At 74.1% G+C, this 16701-nt stretch carries 16 protein-coding genes and 1 other RNA gene; 6 read left to right on the top strand and 11 right to left on the bottom strand.

What is annotated here, in order from left to right; all coding sequences use genetic code 11:
• Positions 1-50: 50 nt before the first annotated feature.
• Together DAA34_RS08090 and glnA are read right to left on the bottom strand one after the other, a co-directional pair.
• Positions 51-3089: a bifunctional [glutamine synthetase] adenylyltransferase/[glutamine synthetase]-adenylyl-L-tyrosine phosphorylase gene (locus tag DAA34_RS08090; protein ID WP_106818390.1), complete on the bottom strand. Its 3039-nt coding sequence runs from the start codon at positions 3087-3089 to the stop codon at positions 51-53.
• Positions 3086-4420, bottom strand: a complete 1335-nt coding sequence (gene glnA / locus DAA34_RS08085; protein ID WP_106818389.1) for a type I glutamate--ammonia ligase — start codon at positions 4418-4420, stop codon at positions 3086-3088. The genes DAA34_RS08090 and glnA overlap by 4 nt, the downstream gene beginning before the upstream one ends.
• Positions 4421-4500: 80 nt before the next feature.
• Between glnA and panB the strand changes: the two genes are divergently transcribed.
• A complete protein-coding gene (gene panB, locus DAA34_RS08080; RefSeq protein WP_106818388.1) occupies positions 4501-5379 on the top strand; it encodes a 3-methyl-2-oxobutanoate hydroxymethyltransferase in 879 nt (292 codons plus the stop codon).
• 3 nt (positions 5380-5382) lie between these two features.
• Here panB and DAA34_RS08075 read toward each other — a convergent pair whose 3' ends face one another.
• Positions 5383-6267, bottom strand: a complete 885-nt coding sequence (locus DAA34_RS08075; RefSeq protein ID WP_106818387.1) for a LysR family transcriptional regulator — start codon at positions 6265-6267, stop codon at positions 5383-5385.
• A 90-nt stretch (positions 6268-6357) separates the two neighbouring features.
• On the opposite strand from DAA34_RS08075, the gene DAA34_RS12140 reads away from it, so the two are divergent.
• Both DAA34_RS12140 and DAA34_RS08070 read left to right on the top strand, forming a co-directional pair.
• A complete protein-coding gene (locus DAA34_RS12140) occupies positions 6358-6513 on the top strand; it encodes a hypothetical protein (RefSeq protein WP_158707679.1) in 156 nt (51 codons plus the stop codon).
• Positions 6514-6616: 103 nt separating this feature from the next.
• Positions 6617-7243 (top strand): class I SAM-dependent methyltransferase, encoded by a 627-nt coding sequence (locus DAA34_RS08070; protein ID WP_106818386.1) that lies wholly within the window; start codon positions 6617-6619, stop codon positions 7241-7243.
• 30 nt (positions 7244-7273) lie between these two features.
• Here the strand turns inward: DAA34_RS08070 and DAA34_RS08065 are convergent, their stop codons facing one another.
• Positions 7274-7531, bottom strand: coding sequence for a methionine aminopeptidase (locus DAA34_RS08065; RefSeq protein WP_325027427.1), 258 nt, complete (start codon positions 7529-7531; stop codon positions 7274-7276).
• A 144-nt stretch (positions 7532-7675) separates the two neighbouring features.
• On the opposite strand from DAA34_RS08065, the gene map reads away from it, so the two are divergent.
• From map to DAA34_RS08050, 3 genes are read left to right on the top strand one after another with little or no spacing between them, the layout of a single operon-like run.
• The gene (gene map / locus DAA34_RS08060) at positions 7676-8494 is read left to right on the top strand and encodes a type I methionyl aminopeptidase (protein WP_106818384.1); all 819 of its coding nucleotides are present in this window, start codon (positions 7676-7678) and stop codon (positions 8492-8494) included.
• Positions 8491-9252 carry a polyphosphate--glucose phosphotransferase gene (ppgK, locus tag DAA34_RS08055; RefSeq protein ID WP_106818383.1) on the top strand — a complete coding sequence of 254 codons (762 nt, stop codon included), beginning with the start codon at positions 8491-8493 and terminating at the stop codon, positions 9250-9252. The genes map and ppgK overlap by 4 nt, the downstream gene beginning before the upstream one ends.
• A gap of 8 nt (positions 9253-9260) precedes the next feature.
• A complete protein-coding gene (locus tag DAA34_RS08050) occupies positions 9261-10505 on the top strand; it encodes an APC family permease (protein WP_106818382.1) in 1245 nt (414 codons plus the stop codon).
• On the opposite strand, the gene rnpB is transcribed toward DAA34_RS08050, so the two are convergent.
• The 7 genes from rnpB to DAA34_RS08015 all read right to left on the bottom strand — a co-directional run bounded on the left by rnpB (position 10499) and on the right by DAA34_RS08015 (position 16701).
• Positions 10499-10885: RNase P RNA component class A (gene rnpB / locus DAA34_RS08045), an RNA gene on the bottom strand. The genes DAA34_RS08050 and rnpB overlap by 7 nt on opposite strands.
• 44 nt (positions 10886-10929) lie before the next feature.
• Positions 10930-12375 carry an RNB domain-containing ribonuclease gene (locus DAA34_RS08040; RefSeq protein WP_106818381.1) on the bottom strand — a complete coding sequence of 482 codons (1446 nt, stop codon included), beginning with the start codon at positions 12373-12375 and terminating at the stop codon, positions 10930-10932.
• Between the two features lie 78 nt (positions 12376-12453).
• Complete coding sequence (locus DAA34_RS08035; protein ID WP_199847443.1) at positions 12454-13806, bottom strand: CehA/McbA family metallohydrolase; 1353 nt, start codon at positions 13804-13806, stop codon at positions 12454-12456.
• A 73-nt stretch (positions 13807-13879) separates the two neighbouring features.
• Positions 13880-14413, bottom strand: a complete 534-nt coding sequence (locus DAA34_RS08030; RefSeq protein ID WP_106818380.1) for a hypothetical protein — start codon at positions 14411-14413, stop codon at positions 13880-13882.
• A 1-nt stretch (position 14414) separates the two neighbouring features.
• Positions 14415-15104 carry a histidine phosphatase family protein gene (locus DAA34_RS08025; RefSeq protein WP_234354167.1) on the bottom strand — a complete coding sequence of 230 codons (690 nt, stop codon included), beginning with the start codon at positions 15102-15104 and terminating at the stop codon, positions 14415-14417.
• A complete protein-coding gene (locus DAA34_RS08020; RefSeq protein WP_106818379.1) occupies positions 15101-15838 on the bottom strand; it encodes a zinc ribbon domain-containing protein in 738 nt (245 codons plus the stop codon). The genes DAA34_RS08025 and DAA34_RS08020 overlap by 4 nt, the downstream gene beginning before the upstream one ends.
• Positions 15835-16701 (bottom strand): Nif3-like dinuclear metal center hexameric protein, encoded by an 867-nt coding sequence (locus DAA34_RS08015; protein ID WP_106818378.1) that lies wholly within the window; start codon positions 16699-16701, stop codon positions 15835-15837. Before DAA34_RS08015 ends, DAA34_RS08020 begins: the two co-directional genes overlap by 4 nt.

The raw sequence follows: 16701 nt of genomic DNA, 5'->3' as shown, positions 1-16701 counted from the left end.
GGAGGGCGGCGCCGGGTGACCGCGGCCGTCCCGTCCGTGGACGCGAGCGCTCAGGTCTCGCCGTAGAAGATCCGGTCGACGACGGCCCGCGCGTGCCGAGCCGCGCGTCGGTAGCGGTCCCCCAGCTCCTCGCCCGCCTGCGGCTGCAGACCGATGATCCGCCCCATCCCGTCGATGTCGAGCAGGTTGGAGGGGACGGCGTCGACCGGGCGGCCACGGAAGAGCACCCCGGCGTTGCGCAGCCGCGACGCCAGGCACCACGACTCGCGCAGGACACCCGCGTCCGCCTCGGAGAGCAGCCCGGTCGCGACGAGGCCGTCGAGCGCCGCCGTGGTCGACGTGGTCCGCAGCTCGGGGTGCTCGTGGGCGTGCTCCATCTGGAGCAGCTGCACCGTCCACTCGACGTCGGACAGGCCACCCGCACCGAGCTTGAAGTGGGTCTTGCGGTCGGCGCCCCGGGGCAGCCGCTCGGCCTCCATGCGGGCCTTGAGACGCCGGATGTCCCGGACCTGCTCGGGCTTGAGCCCGTGCGCCGGCCACCGGAGCGGGTCGATGAGGGCCACGAGCGCGTCGGCGAGCGCCTGGGGCCCGGCCATGGGCGTGGCCCGGACGAGGGCCTGGGCCTCCCACGTCAGCGACCAGCGCTCGTAGTACTGCCGGAAGGCCTCGAGCGAGCGGGTCATCGGCCCGTTGCGGCCTTCTGGCCGGAGGTCGGCGTCGAGCTGGATCGCGGGGTCGGGCCCCGGGCGTTCGGTGAGCTGGCGCAGCCGGGTCACGACCGCGAGCGCCCGCTCGGCCGCCGTCCCCTCGTCCGTGCCCTCGTGGGCGCGGTGGACGAAGACGACGTCGGTGTCCGAGGCGTACCCGAGCTCCCGGCCACCGAAGCGTCCCATCCCGACGACGAGGACGTCGACGCCGAGTCCGCCGTCCAGCCCGAGCTCGGTCGCCACGGCCGCGCACGCGAGGTCGAGCGCGACGTCGACGAGCGCCGAGGTCAGATCGGTGAGCGCGGTGCCCACCTCGTCGATGCCGATCTCCCCCTCGAGGTCGGCCACGGCGATGCGGAACAGCTCCCGGCGCCGGATGGCCCGGGCGGCGTCCATCGCGTCCTCGGAGCTCCCCTGTCGCCCTGCCGCCGTCTGCATCTGCGCCAGCAGCTCGGCCCGGCCGCGCGGGACCAGCCCGTCGGGCTCCCCGAGCATGCGGACGGCGTCCGGCGCGGTGAGCAGCATCTCGCCGGTGAACCGGCTGCGTCCCAGGGTGTGGGCGAGGATCTCGGCGGCGCGGCCCTCGTCGCGCAGCATCTTCAGGTACCACGGGGTCGACCCGAGCGCGTCGCTCACCTTCCGGAAGGCGAGCAGGCCGGCGTCGGGGTCGGCCTCCTCCGCGAACCACCCGAGCATGACCGGCAGGAGCTGGCGCTGGATCGCCGCGGTGCGCGAGACCCCACCCGTGAGCCGCTCGAGGTGGCGCATCGACCCCTTCGGGTCACGGAACCCCAGGGCCCGCAGTCGCTCGAGCGCCGCGTCGGGCGAGAGCCTGGCCTCGTCGGCCGACAGCCGCGCGGCCGCGGCCAGGAGAGGGCGGTAGAAGATCTGCTGGTGGACCTCGCGGACCTGCAGCGAGACCTCCCGGCGACGGCGGACGATCGAGTCCGCCGGGGCCTCCCGAAGCCCGAGCGAACGGCCCAGCCGGCGCAGGTCGTCGTCCGTCGTCGGCATGAGGTGGGTCCGCCGCAGCCGGTGGAGCTGGACCCGGTGCTCGATCGTGCGCAGGAAGCGGTAGGCCTCGTCGAGGGTCCGCGCGTCCTCTCGACCGACGTAGCCGCCGCGCCCGAGCGAGGCGAGCCCGTCGAGCGTCGTCCGGGAACGAAGGGACTCGTCGCAGCGACCGTGGACGAGCTGGAGGAGCTGGACGCTGAACTCGACGTCCCGCAGCCCCCCGGGGCCGAGCTTGATCTGCCGGGATGCCTCGGCCGCCGGGACGTGCTCCTCGACGCGGCGCCGCATCGCCTGGACGTCCTCGACGAAGTTCTCACGAGAGGCGGCCTCCCACACCAGCGGGGTGACGGCCTCGAGGTAGGCCGCCCCGACCTCCGGGTCGCCGGCCATCGGTCGGGCCTTGAGCAGCGCCTGGAACTCCCATGTCTTGGCCCACCGCTCGTAGTAGGCCCGGTGGCTGGCGACGGTCCGCACGAGCGGCCCCTGCTTGCCCTCGGGACGCAGCGCGGCGTCCACCGGCCACAAGGTGCCGTGGCCGGTGGAGGCGGAGCACGCGTGCATGAGGCGGGTCGCCACCTTCGTCGCGGCGGCGAGCGCATCGTCCTCCTCGACGCCGTCCGCGGGCTCGGCCACGAAGATGACGTCGACGTCGGAGACGTAGTTGAGCTCGCGACCGCCGGCCTTGCCCATGCCGATGACCGCCAGCCGGCACGCGTCGGATCCCTCGACCTCGGCACGGGCGATGCGCAGTGCGGCCTCGAGGGCGGCCCCGGCGAGGTCGGCGAGCGCGGCCGCGGTGTCCGGCAGGAGCGCCACCGGGTCGTCGGAGGCGACGTCGATCGCCGCGATCCCCAGGAGCTGACGGCGGTAGCCGATCCGCAGCGCGTCGAGCGGCGAGAGGTCCGCCGGCTCCCCGTCGAGGGACCCGGGATCGGTGACGAGGTCGACGAGCTCGGTCACGCGGGACTCGGCCGGTCGGTGCGAGGCCGTCACCGCCTCCCGCCACTGGCGGGGGTGCGCCACGAGGTGGTCGACGAGCGCCGTCGAGGACCCGAGGACGGCCAGGAGCCGGGCCCGGGCCGTCGCGTCGTCCCGCAGCGCCTCGACCAGGGGTGGGCCGACGTCGTCCCCGGCCGCCCGGGCGGCTTCGACGAGACGGACGAGGCCGAGCAGCGCCTGGTCCGGGCCGGCGACCGTGGCGAGCGCGCCCGTCACCGGGTCCGGCGTCCCCGTGTCCGCGATCCCCAGACCCTCGAGCGAGGGGTCCCCCAGCAGCGTCGCGGCCCTGCCCGGGTCGGTGAACCCGAGCCGGATCAGGCGGCGCTGGGCCGAGTCGTTCCTCCGGCCGCCGGGCCTGCCACCGGTCACAGCTGGGGCAGGAGCCGGTCGAGCTCGTACTGGGTCACCTGGTGGCGGTACGCCTCCCACTCCGCGCGCTTGTTGCGGAGGAAGAACTCGAAGACGTGCTCGCCGAGGGTCTGCGCGACCAGCTCGCTGTCCTCCATCGCGGAGATCGCCTCGGCGAGGCTCGCGGGCAGGGCCTCGATCCCCGCGGCGCGCCTCTCCCGCTCGGTGAGGCTCCACACGTCGTCCTCGGTCTCCAGCGGCAGCTCGTAGCCCTCCTCGATGCCCTTCAGACCCGCGGCGAGGACGACGGAGAAGGCGAGGTAGGGGTTGCACGCCGGGTCGATGGTGCGCAGCTCGACGCGACTGCTCTGGTCCTTGTTCGGCTTGTACATCGGCACCCGCACCATCGCCGAGCTGTTGTTGTGGCCCCAGGTCAGGTGCGCCGGCGCCTCTCCCCCGCCCCACAGGCGCTTGTACGAGTTGACCCACTGGTTCGTCACGGCGGTGATCTCGCGGCCGTGGCGCAGGAGCCCGGCGATGAACTGCCGTCCGGTCCTGCTCAGCTGGTAGGGCGCGCCGGCCTCGTAGAAAGCGTTGCGGTCCCCCTCGAAGAGGGACATGTGGGTGTGCATCCCGGATCCGGGGTGCTGGGCGAACACCTTCGGCATGAAGGTCGCATAGATGCCCTGCTCGAGCGCGACCTCCTTGACGACCGTGCGGAAGGTCATGATGTTGTCCGCCGTCGAGAGGGCGTCGGCGAAGCGGAGGTCGATCTCGTTCTGGCCCGGCGCGCCCTCGTGGTGGCTGAACTCGACGGAGATGCCGACCGACTCGAGCATGGTGATCGCCGCACGTCGGAAGTCGTGGCCCGTGCCGTTGGGGACGTGGTCGAAGTAGCCCGCCTGGTCGATGGGCTCCGGCTGGCCGCCGAGCTCCCCTCGGCGGAGGAGGAAGAACTCGATCTCCGGGTGCGTGTAGAAGCTGAACCCCAGGTCCGAGGCGTGGTCGAGGGCCCTCCGCAGCACGTGCCGGGCGTCGGACCGGCTCGGGGAGCCGTCGGGGAGGGTGATGTCGCAGAACATCCGCGCCGTGCCGGGACGCTCGCCCCGCCACGGGAGCACCTGGAAGGTCGACGGGTCCGGCTTGGCCAGCATGTCCGCCTCGTAGATCCGGGCGAACCCCTCGATCGCCGAGCCGTCGAAGCCGATCCCCTCGGAGAAGGCGCTCTCGAGCTCCGCCGGCGCGATCGCCACCGACTTGAGCATCCCGAGGACGTCGGTGAACCAGAGCCGGACGAACCGGACGTCCCGCTCCTCGATCGTGCGGAGGACGAACTCCTGCTGTCGGTTCATGACCCTCATCCTGCCGCACGACCCCGACGGGCCCCGACCGTGCGCCCCGCGACACGACGCTCGCCCCTAGGCTGGCGGGCATGAGCCAGGACCCCGCGACGAGCCCCGCGCCCGAGTCGACCGCGCCCTACGGCGCAGGGGCTCCGCCGGCCGGTGGGCCCAAGCGGATCCGGATCCCCCATCTCCAGGCGATGACCGACCGCGGCGAGCGCTGGGCGATGCTCACCAGCTACGACATGGCGACCGCGGCGATCTTCGACGAGGCCGGGATCCCCGTCCTGCTCGTCGGCGACTCCGCCGGCAACAACGTGTACGGCTTCGAGACGACCGTCCCGGTGACCCTCGAGCACATGGTGCCGCTCGTGCGTGCGGTCTCCGGCGCGGTCCGTCGGGCCCTCGTCGTCGCGGACCTTCCCTTCGGCACGTACGAGGCCGGCCCGGAGCAGGCTCTCGCGAGCGCGACCCGCCTCATGAAGGAGGGCCTGGCCCACGCGGTCAAGCTCGAGGGCGGGACCGAGGTCGTCCCCCAGGTCGAGACGCTCGTGCGCGCCGGGATCCCCGTCATGGGTCACGTCGGGTTCACCCCGCAGAGCGAGCACACCTTGGGCGGGTACCGCGTCCAGGGCCGCGGCGAGGCCGCGCAGCGGCTCGTGGCCGACGCCCGGGCGCTGGAGGAGGCCGGGTGCTTCGCGGTCGTCCTCGAGATGGTGCCGGCACCGGCCGCCCAGGCCGTGAGCGACGCGCTGCGGGTGCCGACGGTCGGCATCGGCGCCGGCCCGGGGTGCGACGCGCAGGTGCTCGTGTGGACGGACTTCGCGGGTCTGCGAGGCGGGCGGATGCCGCGCTTCGTCAAGCAGTACGCCGACCTGCGCACGACCCTGACCGACGCGGCCCGGCAGTACGCGCGGGACGTCGCCGACGGGAGCTTCCCGGGCGAGGAGCACTCCTTCCCCGAGTGAGCCTCAGTCGTGCGGGGTCCGCTGCAGCAGCAGCTCCACGGCCCGCCGGACGACCGGCCGATGGGCCACCGTGGCGCGGGTCAGCACGACGATCTCCCGCACGGGTTGCGGCCGCGTCAGCCGGATGACGCGGGTGTCGCGGGGCAGCTCGAGCGCGGCCAGTCGGGGCAGGACGGTGATACCGACCCCGGCGGCGACGAACGCGAGCGCCGTGTGGTGGTCCTGCGACTGGACGACGTACCGCGGCGTGAACCCTGCGGCCTCGCACGCGCGGTCGAGCACGTGGTGCCACGGGGTGTCCTCGTAGTCGTTGTCGACGAGCCGCTCGGTGGCCAGCTCCCCCAGCAGCACGGAGCGTCGTCGCGCGAGCCGATGGCTCTTGTGGACGACGACGACGTACGGGTCGGTCACGAGGTGGGTGCGCTCGTACCCCTCGCGCTCGTCGACGCCCGCGACCTCGATCGTCACGTCGATGTCCGGTGCCGTCTGCTCCCCGGGGACCTCGTTGAGCTCGAGCTCGAGGAGGACGTCGGGGAACTCCGCACGCAGCCGCGCGACGATGCCCGGCATCCAGGCCCGCCCTGCGCTCGAGAAGTAGCCGATCGTCAGGCGGGAGGTCCGACCGAGGCGCAGGTCGTCGACGACCCCCTCCAGCCGCGCCAGATCACGCATGACGTCCGTGCCGGCCGCCGCGAGGGTCTCCCCCGCCGCAGTCACGCGGATCCCGCGCCCGGACCGCTCGACCAGGGTGATCCCGGTCTCCCGCTGGAGCGCCGAGACGTGCTGGCTCACGGCCGACGGCGTGTAGCCGAGGATATCCGCCGCCGCCTGGATCGACCCGTTGGCGACGACGGACCGGAAAATGCGGAGGCGGTGGACGTCGATCATGCGTGGAGGGTATCGACACTTCAGCGGCGCTGATGTGTCGTGCAGCATCATCGCCTTGTGCTTCACGGTCGGGCGGTGCACCGTGGAGGCATGAACACCTACGCCCTCGTCCTCGCAGACCTCGACTCCGGCCGCCCGCTCACCGAGCAGCGGATGCGCAGCCACGGCTGGCGCTCCCTCGCGCAGGCGCGCCCGACCCGCCGCCGGACCGCCCGGACCAGCCGCCCCGCGCGCCGCGCCGCCTGAGCTCCGCCCCCGCGTCGATCCGACGCCGCCCCGGGCCACCGCCGTCAACGACGACGCGGTGGCCTTCGTGCGTCGCGGCGCGCCCGCTCCTACGCTCGGACCCATGGACGCACACACCCGCTGGGCCGCCCTCGGCACCTCGTCGGCGAGCGCCCGCGCCTACCACGCGCGGGTCGCGGCGATGATCGCCGGCGGGGCCGACCTCGACGCCGAGGCACGGGTCGTCCTCGAGCTCGCGCCCCCACCCTCCCGGGTCCTCGACGCCGGCTGCGGCACGGGCCGGATCGCCGCCACCCTGACGCGTGCGGGCTGCGACGTCGTCGGCGTCGACGCGGACCCGCACATGATCGGGGTCGCCGACGAGACCGACCCGGCCACCACCCACGTCGTCGCCGACCTGAGCACGCTCGAGCTGCCCGGGCAGGCCTTCGATCTCGTGCTGCTCGCGGGCAACGTCGTCCCCTACCTCGCCGACGGCACCCTGCACGCCGTGCTCAAGCGGCTCGCGGCGCACCTGCGTCCCGGCGGCCACCTCGTCGCGGGCTGGGGCGTCGAGGGCGCGGAGATCCCCCGCGGTGCCGCACGTGTGCGACCCGAGGACTACGACCGGCTCGCCCACGCGGCGGGGTTCACCGCTGCCGACCGCTGGGCGACCTGGGACCGGCACCCGTGGTCGCCCACCGCCGGCTACGTGGTGATGACGCACCGCAGGGCCGCCAGCCTGGGCTGACGGCCCTGCGGGAACCGGTCCTGGCGGACCTCAGGCCGGCGTCTCCTCGTCGGTGTCGCCGCGCCAGGCGCGGTCCTCCTCGTCCCACTTCTCGGTGCGCGCCCGGGCGGTGGCGAGGGCGTTGCGGGCCTCCGCCTCGCTGCCGTACGGGCCCATGAGGTCGTCCGAGGGCCCCTTCGTGTCATCCGTCTCGACGGTGCCGGTGTTGATGTCGTACCAGTAGTTCACGGTGTCCTCGCTCGTCTCCTCGGGCCCGCCCGGCGCTGCCGGACGCTCTGCAAGACTCACCGTATGCTCCCGTCCACCGAGCCCACGAGACGGACTCCTATCTCGTATGCCGAGCCCACGAGAACTCCTATCTCGTCAGCCACGCCCTGCACCACATAACACGCAGTTCGCGAAAAATACACCAAGGCACTTCAGCATCCTCAGGTGCNCTCGATCCCCCGCCCGGAGTACGTCGACCTGCCCGCCCCGGCCCCGTGGCGCGGCGGCGAGGTCAAGGACGCCGAGACGATCGAGCGGATGCGGGTCGCCGGACGCCTCGCGGCCCGGGCGCTGCGGACCGCGTCCGAAGCCATCGCCCCCGGCGTGACCACCGACGAGATCGACCGGGTCGCCCACGAGTTCCTCCTCGACCACGGCGCCTACCCCTCGACCCTCGGCTACCGCGGATTCCCCAAGAGCGTGTGCACCTCCGTCAACGAGGTCGTCTGCCACGGCATCCCGGACGACCGACCGCTGCGCGACGGTGACATCGTCAACATCGACATCACCGCGTTCGTCGGCGGCGTCCACGGCGACACGGACGCGACGTACCTCGTCGGCGAGGTCGACGAGGAGTCCCGGCTGCTCGTCGAGCGCACGCGGGAGGCGATGGAGCGGGGGATCAAGGCCGTCCGCCCCGGCCGCCAGATCAACGTCATCGGACGCGTCATCGAGAAGTTCGCGGCCCGGTTCGGCTACGGGGTCGTGCGCGACTACACGGGCCACGGGATCGGGGAGGCGTTCCACTCGGGTCTGGTCATCCCGCACTTCGACGCCGCACCCGGGTACGACACGGTCATCGAACCCGGCATGACCTTCACGATCGAGCCGATGCTCAACCTGGGCACCCCGGAGTGGGAGCAGTGGGACGACGGCTGGACGATCGTGACGAAGGACCGCCGCCGGTCGGCGCAGTTCGAGCACACCATCCTCGTCACCGACGACGGTGCCGAGATCCTCACCCTCGACGAGGAGGCCGCATGACCACCCACGCGATCGGCGTCGACATCGGCGGCAGCGGCGTCAAGGGCGCCCTCGTCGACCTCACGGCCGGCGAGCTCGCCGGGGACCGGGTCCGGATCCCCACCCCGCGGCCCTCGACGCCCGAGGCGATCGCCGACACCGTCGCGGAGGTCGTCGACGCGGTGCGCCGGGCCGCTCCGCAGGTCCCCGCGGGCCTGCCCGTCGGTGTCACGGTCCCGGGCGTCGTCGTGCGCGGGACGGTCCTGTCCGCGGCCAACATCGATCCCTCGTGGGTCGGGACGGACGCGGCCACCCTGTTCGGCGAGCGGCTCGGGACGCGGGTCGCCCTCCTCAACGACGCCGACGCCGCCGGGGTCGCCGAGCTGCGCCACGGTGCCGCGAAGGGCGTCGACGGCCTCGTCATCCTCACGACCCTCGGCACCGGCATCGGGTCGGCGTTCCTCCACGACGGGGTCCTCGTGCCGAACAGCGAGCTCGGCCACCTCGTGATCGACGGGGCCGTCGCGGAGTCCCGCGCGGCCGCCTCCGTGCGCGAGGCGGAGGGCCTGTCGTGGTCGGAGTGGGCGGCCCGGCTGCAGCGGTACTACGCGCACGTCGAGCGGCTCTTCACCCCCGACCTCTTCGTCGTCGGCGGCGGCGTCAGCAAGCACGCCGACAAGTACCTCCCGCTGCTCGACCTGCGTACCCCGATCGTCCCCGCCGCACGCCGGAACCGCGCCGGGATCATCGGGGCCGCGACGGTCGCCGCCGGGGACTGAGCACCACGATGACGAGGCCGACGGCCGGTGATCGCCTGCAGCGCCGGCTCGGGCTGCACGATGCGGTCCTCGTCGGCCTCGGGTCCATGCTCGGCGCGGGGGTCTTCGTCGCGTTCGCCCCGGCCGCCGAGGCGGCGGGCCATCTCCTCCTGCTCGCCCTCGCGATCGCGGCGGTGATCGCGGCCGCGAACGCCCTGTCCTCGGCGCGGCTCGCCGCCCGCTACCCCGAGTCCGGCGGGACCTACGTCTACGGACGCGAACGTCTCGGCCCGTACTGGGGGTACCTCGCGGGCAGCGCCTTCGTCGCCGGCAAGACCGCGAGCTGCTCGGCGATGGCGCTCGTCGTCGGCGAGGCGGTCTGGCCCGGCCACGGGGGATTCGTCGGAGCGCTCGTGGTGATGGTCGTGGCGGCGATCGACTACCTGGGCGTCCAGCGGTCGGCGGCGGTGACCCGCCTCGTCGTCGCCCTCGTGCTCGTGGTCCTCGCCGCGCTCGTGGCGGCGCTCCTGATCAGCCCGCCGGGCCGCTTCGTCGATCCCTCGCTCGGGGAGGCCGTCGCGCCACTCGGCGTCCTCCAGGGCGCGGGCTTCCTCTTCTTCGCCTTCGCCGGGTACGCCCGGATCGCGACCTTGGGCGAGGAGGTGCGCGACCCCGAGCGGACCATCCCGCGAGCCGTGGTCGTCGCCCTCTCGATCGTGCTCCTGGTGTACCTCGCTGTCGCAGCCGCGCTGCTGACGGCGCTCGGTCCCGAGTGGCTCTCGGGACGCTCTGCGCCGCTCGCGGACGCCGCCGCGGTGACGGGATGGCCGTGGCTCGCCCCGGTCGTGCGGATCGCCGCCGTCGCTGCCGCCGGAGGGGCCCTCCTCGGGCTCCTCCTCGGCGTGTCTCGCACCGTGCTCGCGATGGCCCGCGACGGGCACCTCCCCCGCGGCCTGAGCGCGGTCCACAGCACCCACGGCGTCCCGCACCGGGCGACGCTCGCGGTCGCCCTCGTCGTCGCCGTCATCACGGTCGCCGGGGACGTGCGGGGGGCGATCGGCTTCTCCAGCTTCTGCGTGCTCGTCTACTACGCGATCGCCAACGCGAGCGCGTGGACGCTGTCCGCCTCCCCCACGGACCGCGCTCTGCCGGCGATCGGCCTGCTCGGCTGCCTCGTCGTCGCCGCGGTCCTGCCACTGGCGTCCGTCGCCGCCGGGCTGGCCGTCCTCGCGGCCGCCGCCGCGGCGTGGTGGCTCCGCCGACGGGTGGGATGAGTCGGCCTGTAAGCCGGGTTCTGTCCCGCGGGTCGTTGCCGACGTCGCGGTGACGGCCATCCATCTCGGGCAGCCGTTGCCGACTGCCTCCAGCGCTCTACCCGTGTGCTCGGGCGGGCCGCCCTCGGACGCACACTGTCTGAGCTTGCTCCGGGTGGGGTTTGCCGAGCCGACCTGGTCACCCAGGCCGCTGGTGGTCTCTTGCACCACCGTTTCACCCTTGCCGACGCCTGCCGGTCACCCGGTGGTCCGTCGGCGGTCTGTTCTCTGTGGCACTGTCCCGCGGGTCACCCCGGGTGGCTGTTGGCCACCACCCTGCCCTTCGGAGCCCGGACTTTCCTCGGCGGGGCGGACCCCGACGCGACCGTCCGGCCGACTCATCCTCCGCCGAAGTGTACGGGCCCGGTGCACCCGCGCGGTGCGCTCAGACGATGACGAGCTCGATCCGGCCGTTCGCCGGGTCGACGGACGCGAGGCGGACCGTGACGTGCTCGCCGGGACGCGCGTCGCCCTCGGCGGTGGCGACGACGGCCGGGTCGAGAATCTGGACGACCGCGCTGGGGCCCTTCTCCGACCGGTCGACGACGCTGGCCTCGAAGGTCTGCCCGACCCGGTGCGCCAGGACCGCGGCCTCGACCGCGTCGGTGCAGGCCCGTTGGACCCCCTTGGCCCGCTTGTCGGACGCCGCCATGATCTCCGGCAGCGTCGGCAGCGCCTCCCGGGCCCAGCCCGGCACCTCGCGGCCGTTCGAGACGGCCTCGGCGACGACGAGGCCGAAGCGGTCGACGAGCCGCCGCAGCGGGGCCGTGACGTGCGCGTACGGCGCGGCGACCCCCGCGTGCTCCCGTTCAGCCGGGACCTCGCCGTCGAGGGCCGTGTACCCCGCTCCGCGGAAGAGGACCGCCGCGGCGTCGATGACCGCCAGGTGGCGGGGGTCGCGGCGGTCGAGGGTCTGGAGGAACTCGCCGTGGCCGCTCGTCTCGGGCCACTCCACCCCCAGCGCTCGGGCCTGCCGCCGCACCCGGGCGACCGCTTCGTCCGTCGGGGGCGGCATCGTCCGCAGGATGCCGATGCGCGCCTCGATCATCAGCTCGGCCGCGGCCATCCCGGTCATGAGGGAGATCTGGGCGTTCCAGTCCTCGACCGGCAGCTGGGGACGGAAGCGAAGCTCGAAGCCCTCGTCGGTCCGCTCGATCTCCTGCTCGGGCATCGGCAGCGCCGCGCCCCCGCGCGCCCGCTCCAGCGCCAGCCGCAGGGGCCCGACCTCGGCGAGCAGCTGCAGGCGCTCGTCGGCGGCGCCCGCGTCGAGGCTCGCCTGGACCCCGGCGTAGTCGAGGCGGTCGACGCTGCGGATCAGGCTGCGGCGGACGGACGTCGCCACCCCCTCGCCGTTGCCGTCCAGCCGCAGGTCCCAGACGTACGCCGGGGTGATCTGCCCGGGCAGCAGGCTGGCGCGGCCCTCGCTGAAGACCGGCGGGTGCAGCGGGGTGCGGATGTCCGGGGCGTAGACGGTCTGCCCGCGTCGGCGGGCCTCGAGGTCGATCGGGCCGCCGGGCTCGACGAACGACGGGAGGTGCGCGATCGCGTAGCGCACGCGGTAGCCGTCGCCGTCGCGCTCGAGGTGCATCGCTTGGTCCAGGTCCATCGAGCCCGGGGGGTCGATGGTGAGGAACGGGACGTCGGTCAGGTCGTCGGTCGGCAGGTCCAGCGGGTCGGCGGCGACCCGCTCGGCCGCTGCGAGCACCTCCGGCGGGAAGGCCTCGGGGACCTCGAACCGTCGCCGGATCGCGTCGAAGATGGCCGGCAGCCCGACCTGGGCGGCCGCCTCGATCGTCTCGGGGGTGGAGCGCAGCGGGGTCGCACGGGACATGCCGTCACCCTCCCACAACGGCCCGCCCCCGCCGGCCCGGTGCGGGCGGCGGGGGCGGGGCGCTCACGGCCTCGTCGCTCAGACGGGCGTGATCCACCACGGGCTCGTGTAGGCGACCCCGAGGTCGTTGCACGGGTGGCCGGCGGGGCCGGGCGAGGCGTTGACCCCCGTCGGGTCGCTCACCCGCACGACGAACCATCGACCGTCCTCGACGTCCATGGGGACGGTGAAGGACACCCGCCGGCCCGGACGGAACGGCTCGACGTGGACGACCTCGGGCACACGCGGGCCCGGGCGGAGCACCTGGGCGTGCAGCGTCTTGTCGCGCCACTCGGCGTCCCGCTCGAGATCGAGGTCGATCCGGACGTCGCCCCCACGCCCGAGCAGACCCCCGCCCATGCGGGCGGTGCTGCCGTCGAGGGTCGCGGTCGCATCGAGCCGCAGGCCCGAGGTGCGGGTCGCGAAGAACCGACGGGCCTGCATCGCCTCCCGGACACCCGCGCGGTCGTGACGGGTGACCCACAGGCCCGTCCGGCCCTTGCCCTCGGGGAAGCCCCAGTCCGTGCCGTGCTCGTCGGTGACCCCGAGCAGACCGGTCCGCCAGCCCTTGTTGAGGCAGGCGACGAGCGGCGACGACGCGCCCTTGGACCAGTTGTGGAAGAGGAAGTCTCGGCCCCGGTTGAAGATCTCCATCGACACGACCTGCTCGCGCACGCGGCGGTCCATGATGAACTCGGCGAACCGCAGCGGCTCGCGACCGGGGTGGTTGAAGCCGGCGATCCCGTCCCCTCCGCCGCCCAGCCACGACGACGGGGAGCGCTGGAGCCACCCCCACAGGGTGAGCATCGTCGGCGCCTCGAGCAGGTCGACGTAGTCCTCGGTGAACCACACGTTGACGTGCCCGAGCAGGGGGCTGGACCACTCGAAACCGCGCAGCGCCGTGAACGCGCCCGCCTCGTCCGCGGCGTCGGCGAGCGCCTTCGTGCGACGCCAGGCGGTCGGGGTGAGTCCGCCGACCTTCGCCACCTCCGGCGGCAGCCCGGCCGCGATCGCGTCGGCCAGGTCGTTGCCGGAGATCGTCGAGTGGTCGGTGAGGGCGGCCACGTCGAGGCCGGCCGCGCGCATCGAGCCGAAGGCGGCGGCGGGATCGCCGTCGCCGTCGGAAATCAGCGAGTGGTTGTGCAGGTCTGCGTGCAGCAGGGTCGTGCCGCGGGTCAGCCGCGAGGTCCGGGACGCGCCGGTTGCGAGCGTCGCTCCCGTGCTCACCGCTCCCAGGGCGGGCCCGCCGAGCGAGGCCATGAGCAGGCCCGAACCGGCGGCGCTGAGGATGCCGCGCCGGGTCAGCTCGGCGCGCAGGCCCGGCGTGGGCGCGGGGTGGGTGCGGTGGTCGTGGTCATGGGTGTGGTCGTCGCACATGGGTGGTCCCGTCATCGCACGTTCGCGTACCGCCCCATGGACCCACACGGGACGGTCCGGGCGGTGAACTACAGGTGTCGAACGGGCGTCAGCGCGCCATCGCGACGAGGGCGGCCGACGCCCCGAGCCGGATCGCGTACCCGAGCCAGCTCCACCCGAGGAAGCCGGCAAGCGGGACCCGCCTGGTGGCGGCCGCGACCGCGACGACGGCCGCGGGCGGGAAGCCGACAGCCGAGCTGATGAGGATGACGCCCGATCCCCGGGCGGGGTGGTCGAGGACGGCGAGGGAGCGTTCCGTCCAGCGGGTCGCCCAGGCCCGCACCCGGCCCGGCTCCCTGCGCTGCCGCTGCGGACGGTCCTTGCGCCAGCCGGAGGCCCAGCGCGCCCCGTGCCGCACGGCGACGAACTGCGACCCCTTCCCGGCGACGATCCCGGTCGTCAGCGCGGCCACCCCCATCACCCAGCTCGGCGTGGTGAACGCACGCTCGAGCCCGACCCACGCGGGGGTGGTGAGGCCCAGGACGATGGCGACGCCCTCGGCGTTGAACACCGGGACGTACGCGGAGATCACGCCGTACACGACGAGACCGAGCAGACCCCAGTGGAGCACCCAGTCCGGCACGTCAGGTCCGGTTCGTGAAGGCGACCACCGACGTCCCGTCGCTCCATGCGTCGATGCCGTTGACGGACCCGGGGTCCGCGGCCAGCCGCCACTGCGCCTCGAGCGGCAGACCGAGAACATGACCGAGCATCGCCATGATCGGCTTCCGGTGGCACACGACGACGACGGTCCCACCCGGTGCCACGGCCTCGGTGTACGCCTCGAGGACGCGCGCCGTCATCTCGGCGTGGGTCTCCCCGCCGGGGCGGGCGTACCCGCTGTCGACGCGCATCGTCGCCAGGGCCGCCGCGTCCGGCCCGTCGAGGATCTCCCCGATCGACACCCCGTCCCAGTCCCCGAAGCTCTGCTCGTCGAACCGCCGATCGACCTCCGGGGCGACGCCCACGTGCTCGGCGAGCACCGCACCCGTCTGGCGTGCGCGGGCCAGGTCCGAGGTGACGAGCCGAGCCGGGGCCGTCCCACGACCCTCGCCGGTCCGCAGGAGCTGCGTCACGATCTCCGCGGCCCGCAGCGCCTGGGCACGGCCGGTCGGCGACAGCGACGGGTCCGCTCCCCCACGGCCGTCGAGCCGGGACTGCTCGGTGAACGGCGTCACGCCGTGCCGGACGAGGAGGACCCGGGTGCGACGGCCCCGGTGCGGCCTCGTCGCGGGGACCTCGTCGCGGTCGAGACGGGGCGCGCCCGGGATCACGCGCCCTCCGGCACGCGGACGAGGATCCGGTCGCACTCGTCGCAGCGGAGCACCTCGTTCGAGGGGGCGTCGGCGATGCGGCGCAGGTCCACGGGGTTGAGCTGGATCCGGCAGCCGCCGCACGACCGGCCCTCGAGCGGGGCGGCGACGACCCCTCCCGTCCTCGACCGCAGCGACTCGTACAGGCCCACGAGCCCGTCGTCGATGCCGGCCCGGAGCTCCTCGCGGGGGGCGGCGACCTCCTCGAGCTCGGCGTCGAGCCGGGCGATCTCGGCGTCGCGGACCTGGGTCAGCTCGGAGACCTTCGCGGCGAGCTCGTCGGCGACGGCACGCAGGCGGTCGGCACGATCCCGGGCCGCCTCGACCCGCTCCATGACCTCGATCTCGACGTCCTCGAGCTCGGACTGGCGCCGGGCGAGGCTGTCCAGCTCGTGCTGGATGGCCTGGAGGTCCTTGGCCGTCCCCGTCCCTGCGGCCAGGCGCGAGCGGTCCCGCTCCGCGCGGTCCCGGACGAGCTGGACGTCGGCGTCCGCCCGGGCCTGCTCGCGCTCGAGGTCGCCGAGGGCCGTCTGGGCGCGCACGAGGTCGTCGTGGGCCGAGGCATGAGCTGCGGTCGCCTTCTCGAGGTCGGCGAGGACGGGCAGTCGCGTGCGGGCGTGGGCGATCTGGTCCAGCCGGGTGTCGAGGCGCTGGAGGTCGAGCAGCCGGGCCTGGTGGAACGGGTCGGCCTTCATCGGTGCTCTCCTGTCGTCGGCACGCCGGGCCCGGTGGCGCCGACGGTGAACGTCCACGGGTCGGTCCGGACCTCGCTGACGTGGGTCTCCACGGTAGCCGCGTCATGCCCGTCCGCGACGAGGGCGGCGACGAGCCGGTCGAGCGCGGTGCGCAGCCAGAGGGACTCGGTGGCCCAGTGGCCGGCGTCGACGAGGTACGGCGGTCCGCCTGCCGCCTCCTCCCGCGCCTCGAGGACCGGGTGGTGCCGCAGGTCTGCCGTGACGTAGACGTCGGCCCCGCTCGCCCGGACGGCGTCGAAGGCCGAGTCGCCCGCTCCGCCGAGGACCGCGACCCGACGGACCACGGCGCCCGGGTCGCCAGCGACCCGGATCCCGCCCGGCGCGGACGGCAGGACGGTGTCGAGCCGCTCGGCGAACGCCGCCAGGGTCTCCCCCGCGGGCAGCTCCCCGACCCGTCCGAGCGGCTGGCCCTCCTCGACGACGAGCGGCTCGACGTGCTGCAGACCGAGCGCGTCGGCGAGCGCGGTGTTCACCCCCGGGTCGGCGACGTCGGCGTTGGTGTGCGCGACGTAGAGCGCCACCCCGCTGCAGATGAGGTCGGTCACGGTCCGCCCCTTGGCGTTCGTCGTCGCCACCGAGTGGACGCCGCGCAGCAGCAGGGGGTGGTGGGTGACGAGCAGGTCGGCCCGGAGCCGCCGGGCCTCGTCGACGACGGCCAGGGTCGGGTCGACCGCGGCGTGGATCCGGCGGACGGGGTGGGTGGGATCCCCGGTGACGAGTCCGACGCGGTCCCACGACTGGGCGGTCTCGGGTGGGTGGTGCCTGTCGAGGACGGCGACGACGTCACCGAGGGTGAGGCTCAT

The organism is Janibacter massiliensis (genome assembly GCF_900289115.1).
GTDB classification, from domain to species: domain Bacteria; phylum Actinomycetota; class Actinomycetes; order Actinomycetales; family Dermatophilaceae; genus Janibacter_A; species Janibacter_A massiliensis.
This window is presented reverse-complemented; position numbering and strand designations above follow the sequence as displayed.

Bases quoted from the DNA above. Each gene is read 5' to 3' on its own strand.
- glnA (WP_106818389.1), bottom strand. From the start codon at position 4,420: ATGAACCGACAGCAGGAGTTCGTCCTCCGCACGATCGAGGAGCGGGAC.
- panB (WP_106818388.1), top strand. From the start codon at position 4,501: ATGAGCCAGGACCCCGCGACGAGCCCCGCGCCCGAGTCGACCGCGCCC.
- DAA34_RS08075 (WP_106818387.1), bottom strand. From the start codon at position 6,267: ATGATCGACGTCCACCGCCTCCGCATTTTCCGGTCCGTCGTCGCCAAC.
- DAA34_RS12140 (WP_158707679.1), top strand. From the start codon at position 6,358: ATGAACACCTACGCCCTCGTCCTCGCAGACCTCGACTCCGGCCGCCCG.
- DAA34_RS08070 (WP_106818386.1), top strand. From the start codon at position 6,617: ATGGACGCACACACCCGCTGGGCCGCCCTCGGCACCTCGTCGGCGAGC.
- ppgK (WP_106818383.1), top strand. From the start codon at position 8,491: ATGACCACCCACGCGATCGGCGTCGACATCGGCGGCAGCGGCGTCAAG.
- DAA34_RS08050 (WP_106818382.1), top strand. From the start codon at position 9,261: ATGACGAGGCCGACGGCCGGTGATCGCCTGCAGCGCCGGCTCGGGCTG.
- DAA34_RS08040 (WP_106818381.1), bottom strand. From the start codon at position 12,375: ATGTCCCGTGCGACCCCGCTGCGCTCCACCCCCGAGACGATCGAGGCG.
- DAA34_RS08035 (WP_199847443.1), bottom strand. From the start codon at position 13,806: ATGACGGGACCACCCATGTGCGACGACCACACCCATGACCACGACCAC.
- DAA34_RS08020 (WP_106818379.1), bottom strand. From the start codon at position 15,838: ATGAAGGCCGACCCGTTCCACCAGGCCCGGCTGCTCGACCTCCAGCGC.
- DAA34_RS08015 (WP_106818378.1), bottom strand. From the start codon at position 16,701: ATGAGCCTCACCCTCGGTGACGTCGTCGCCGTCCTCGACAGGCACCAC.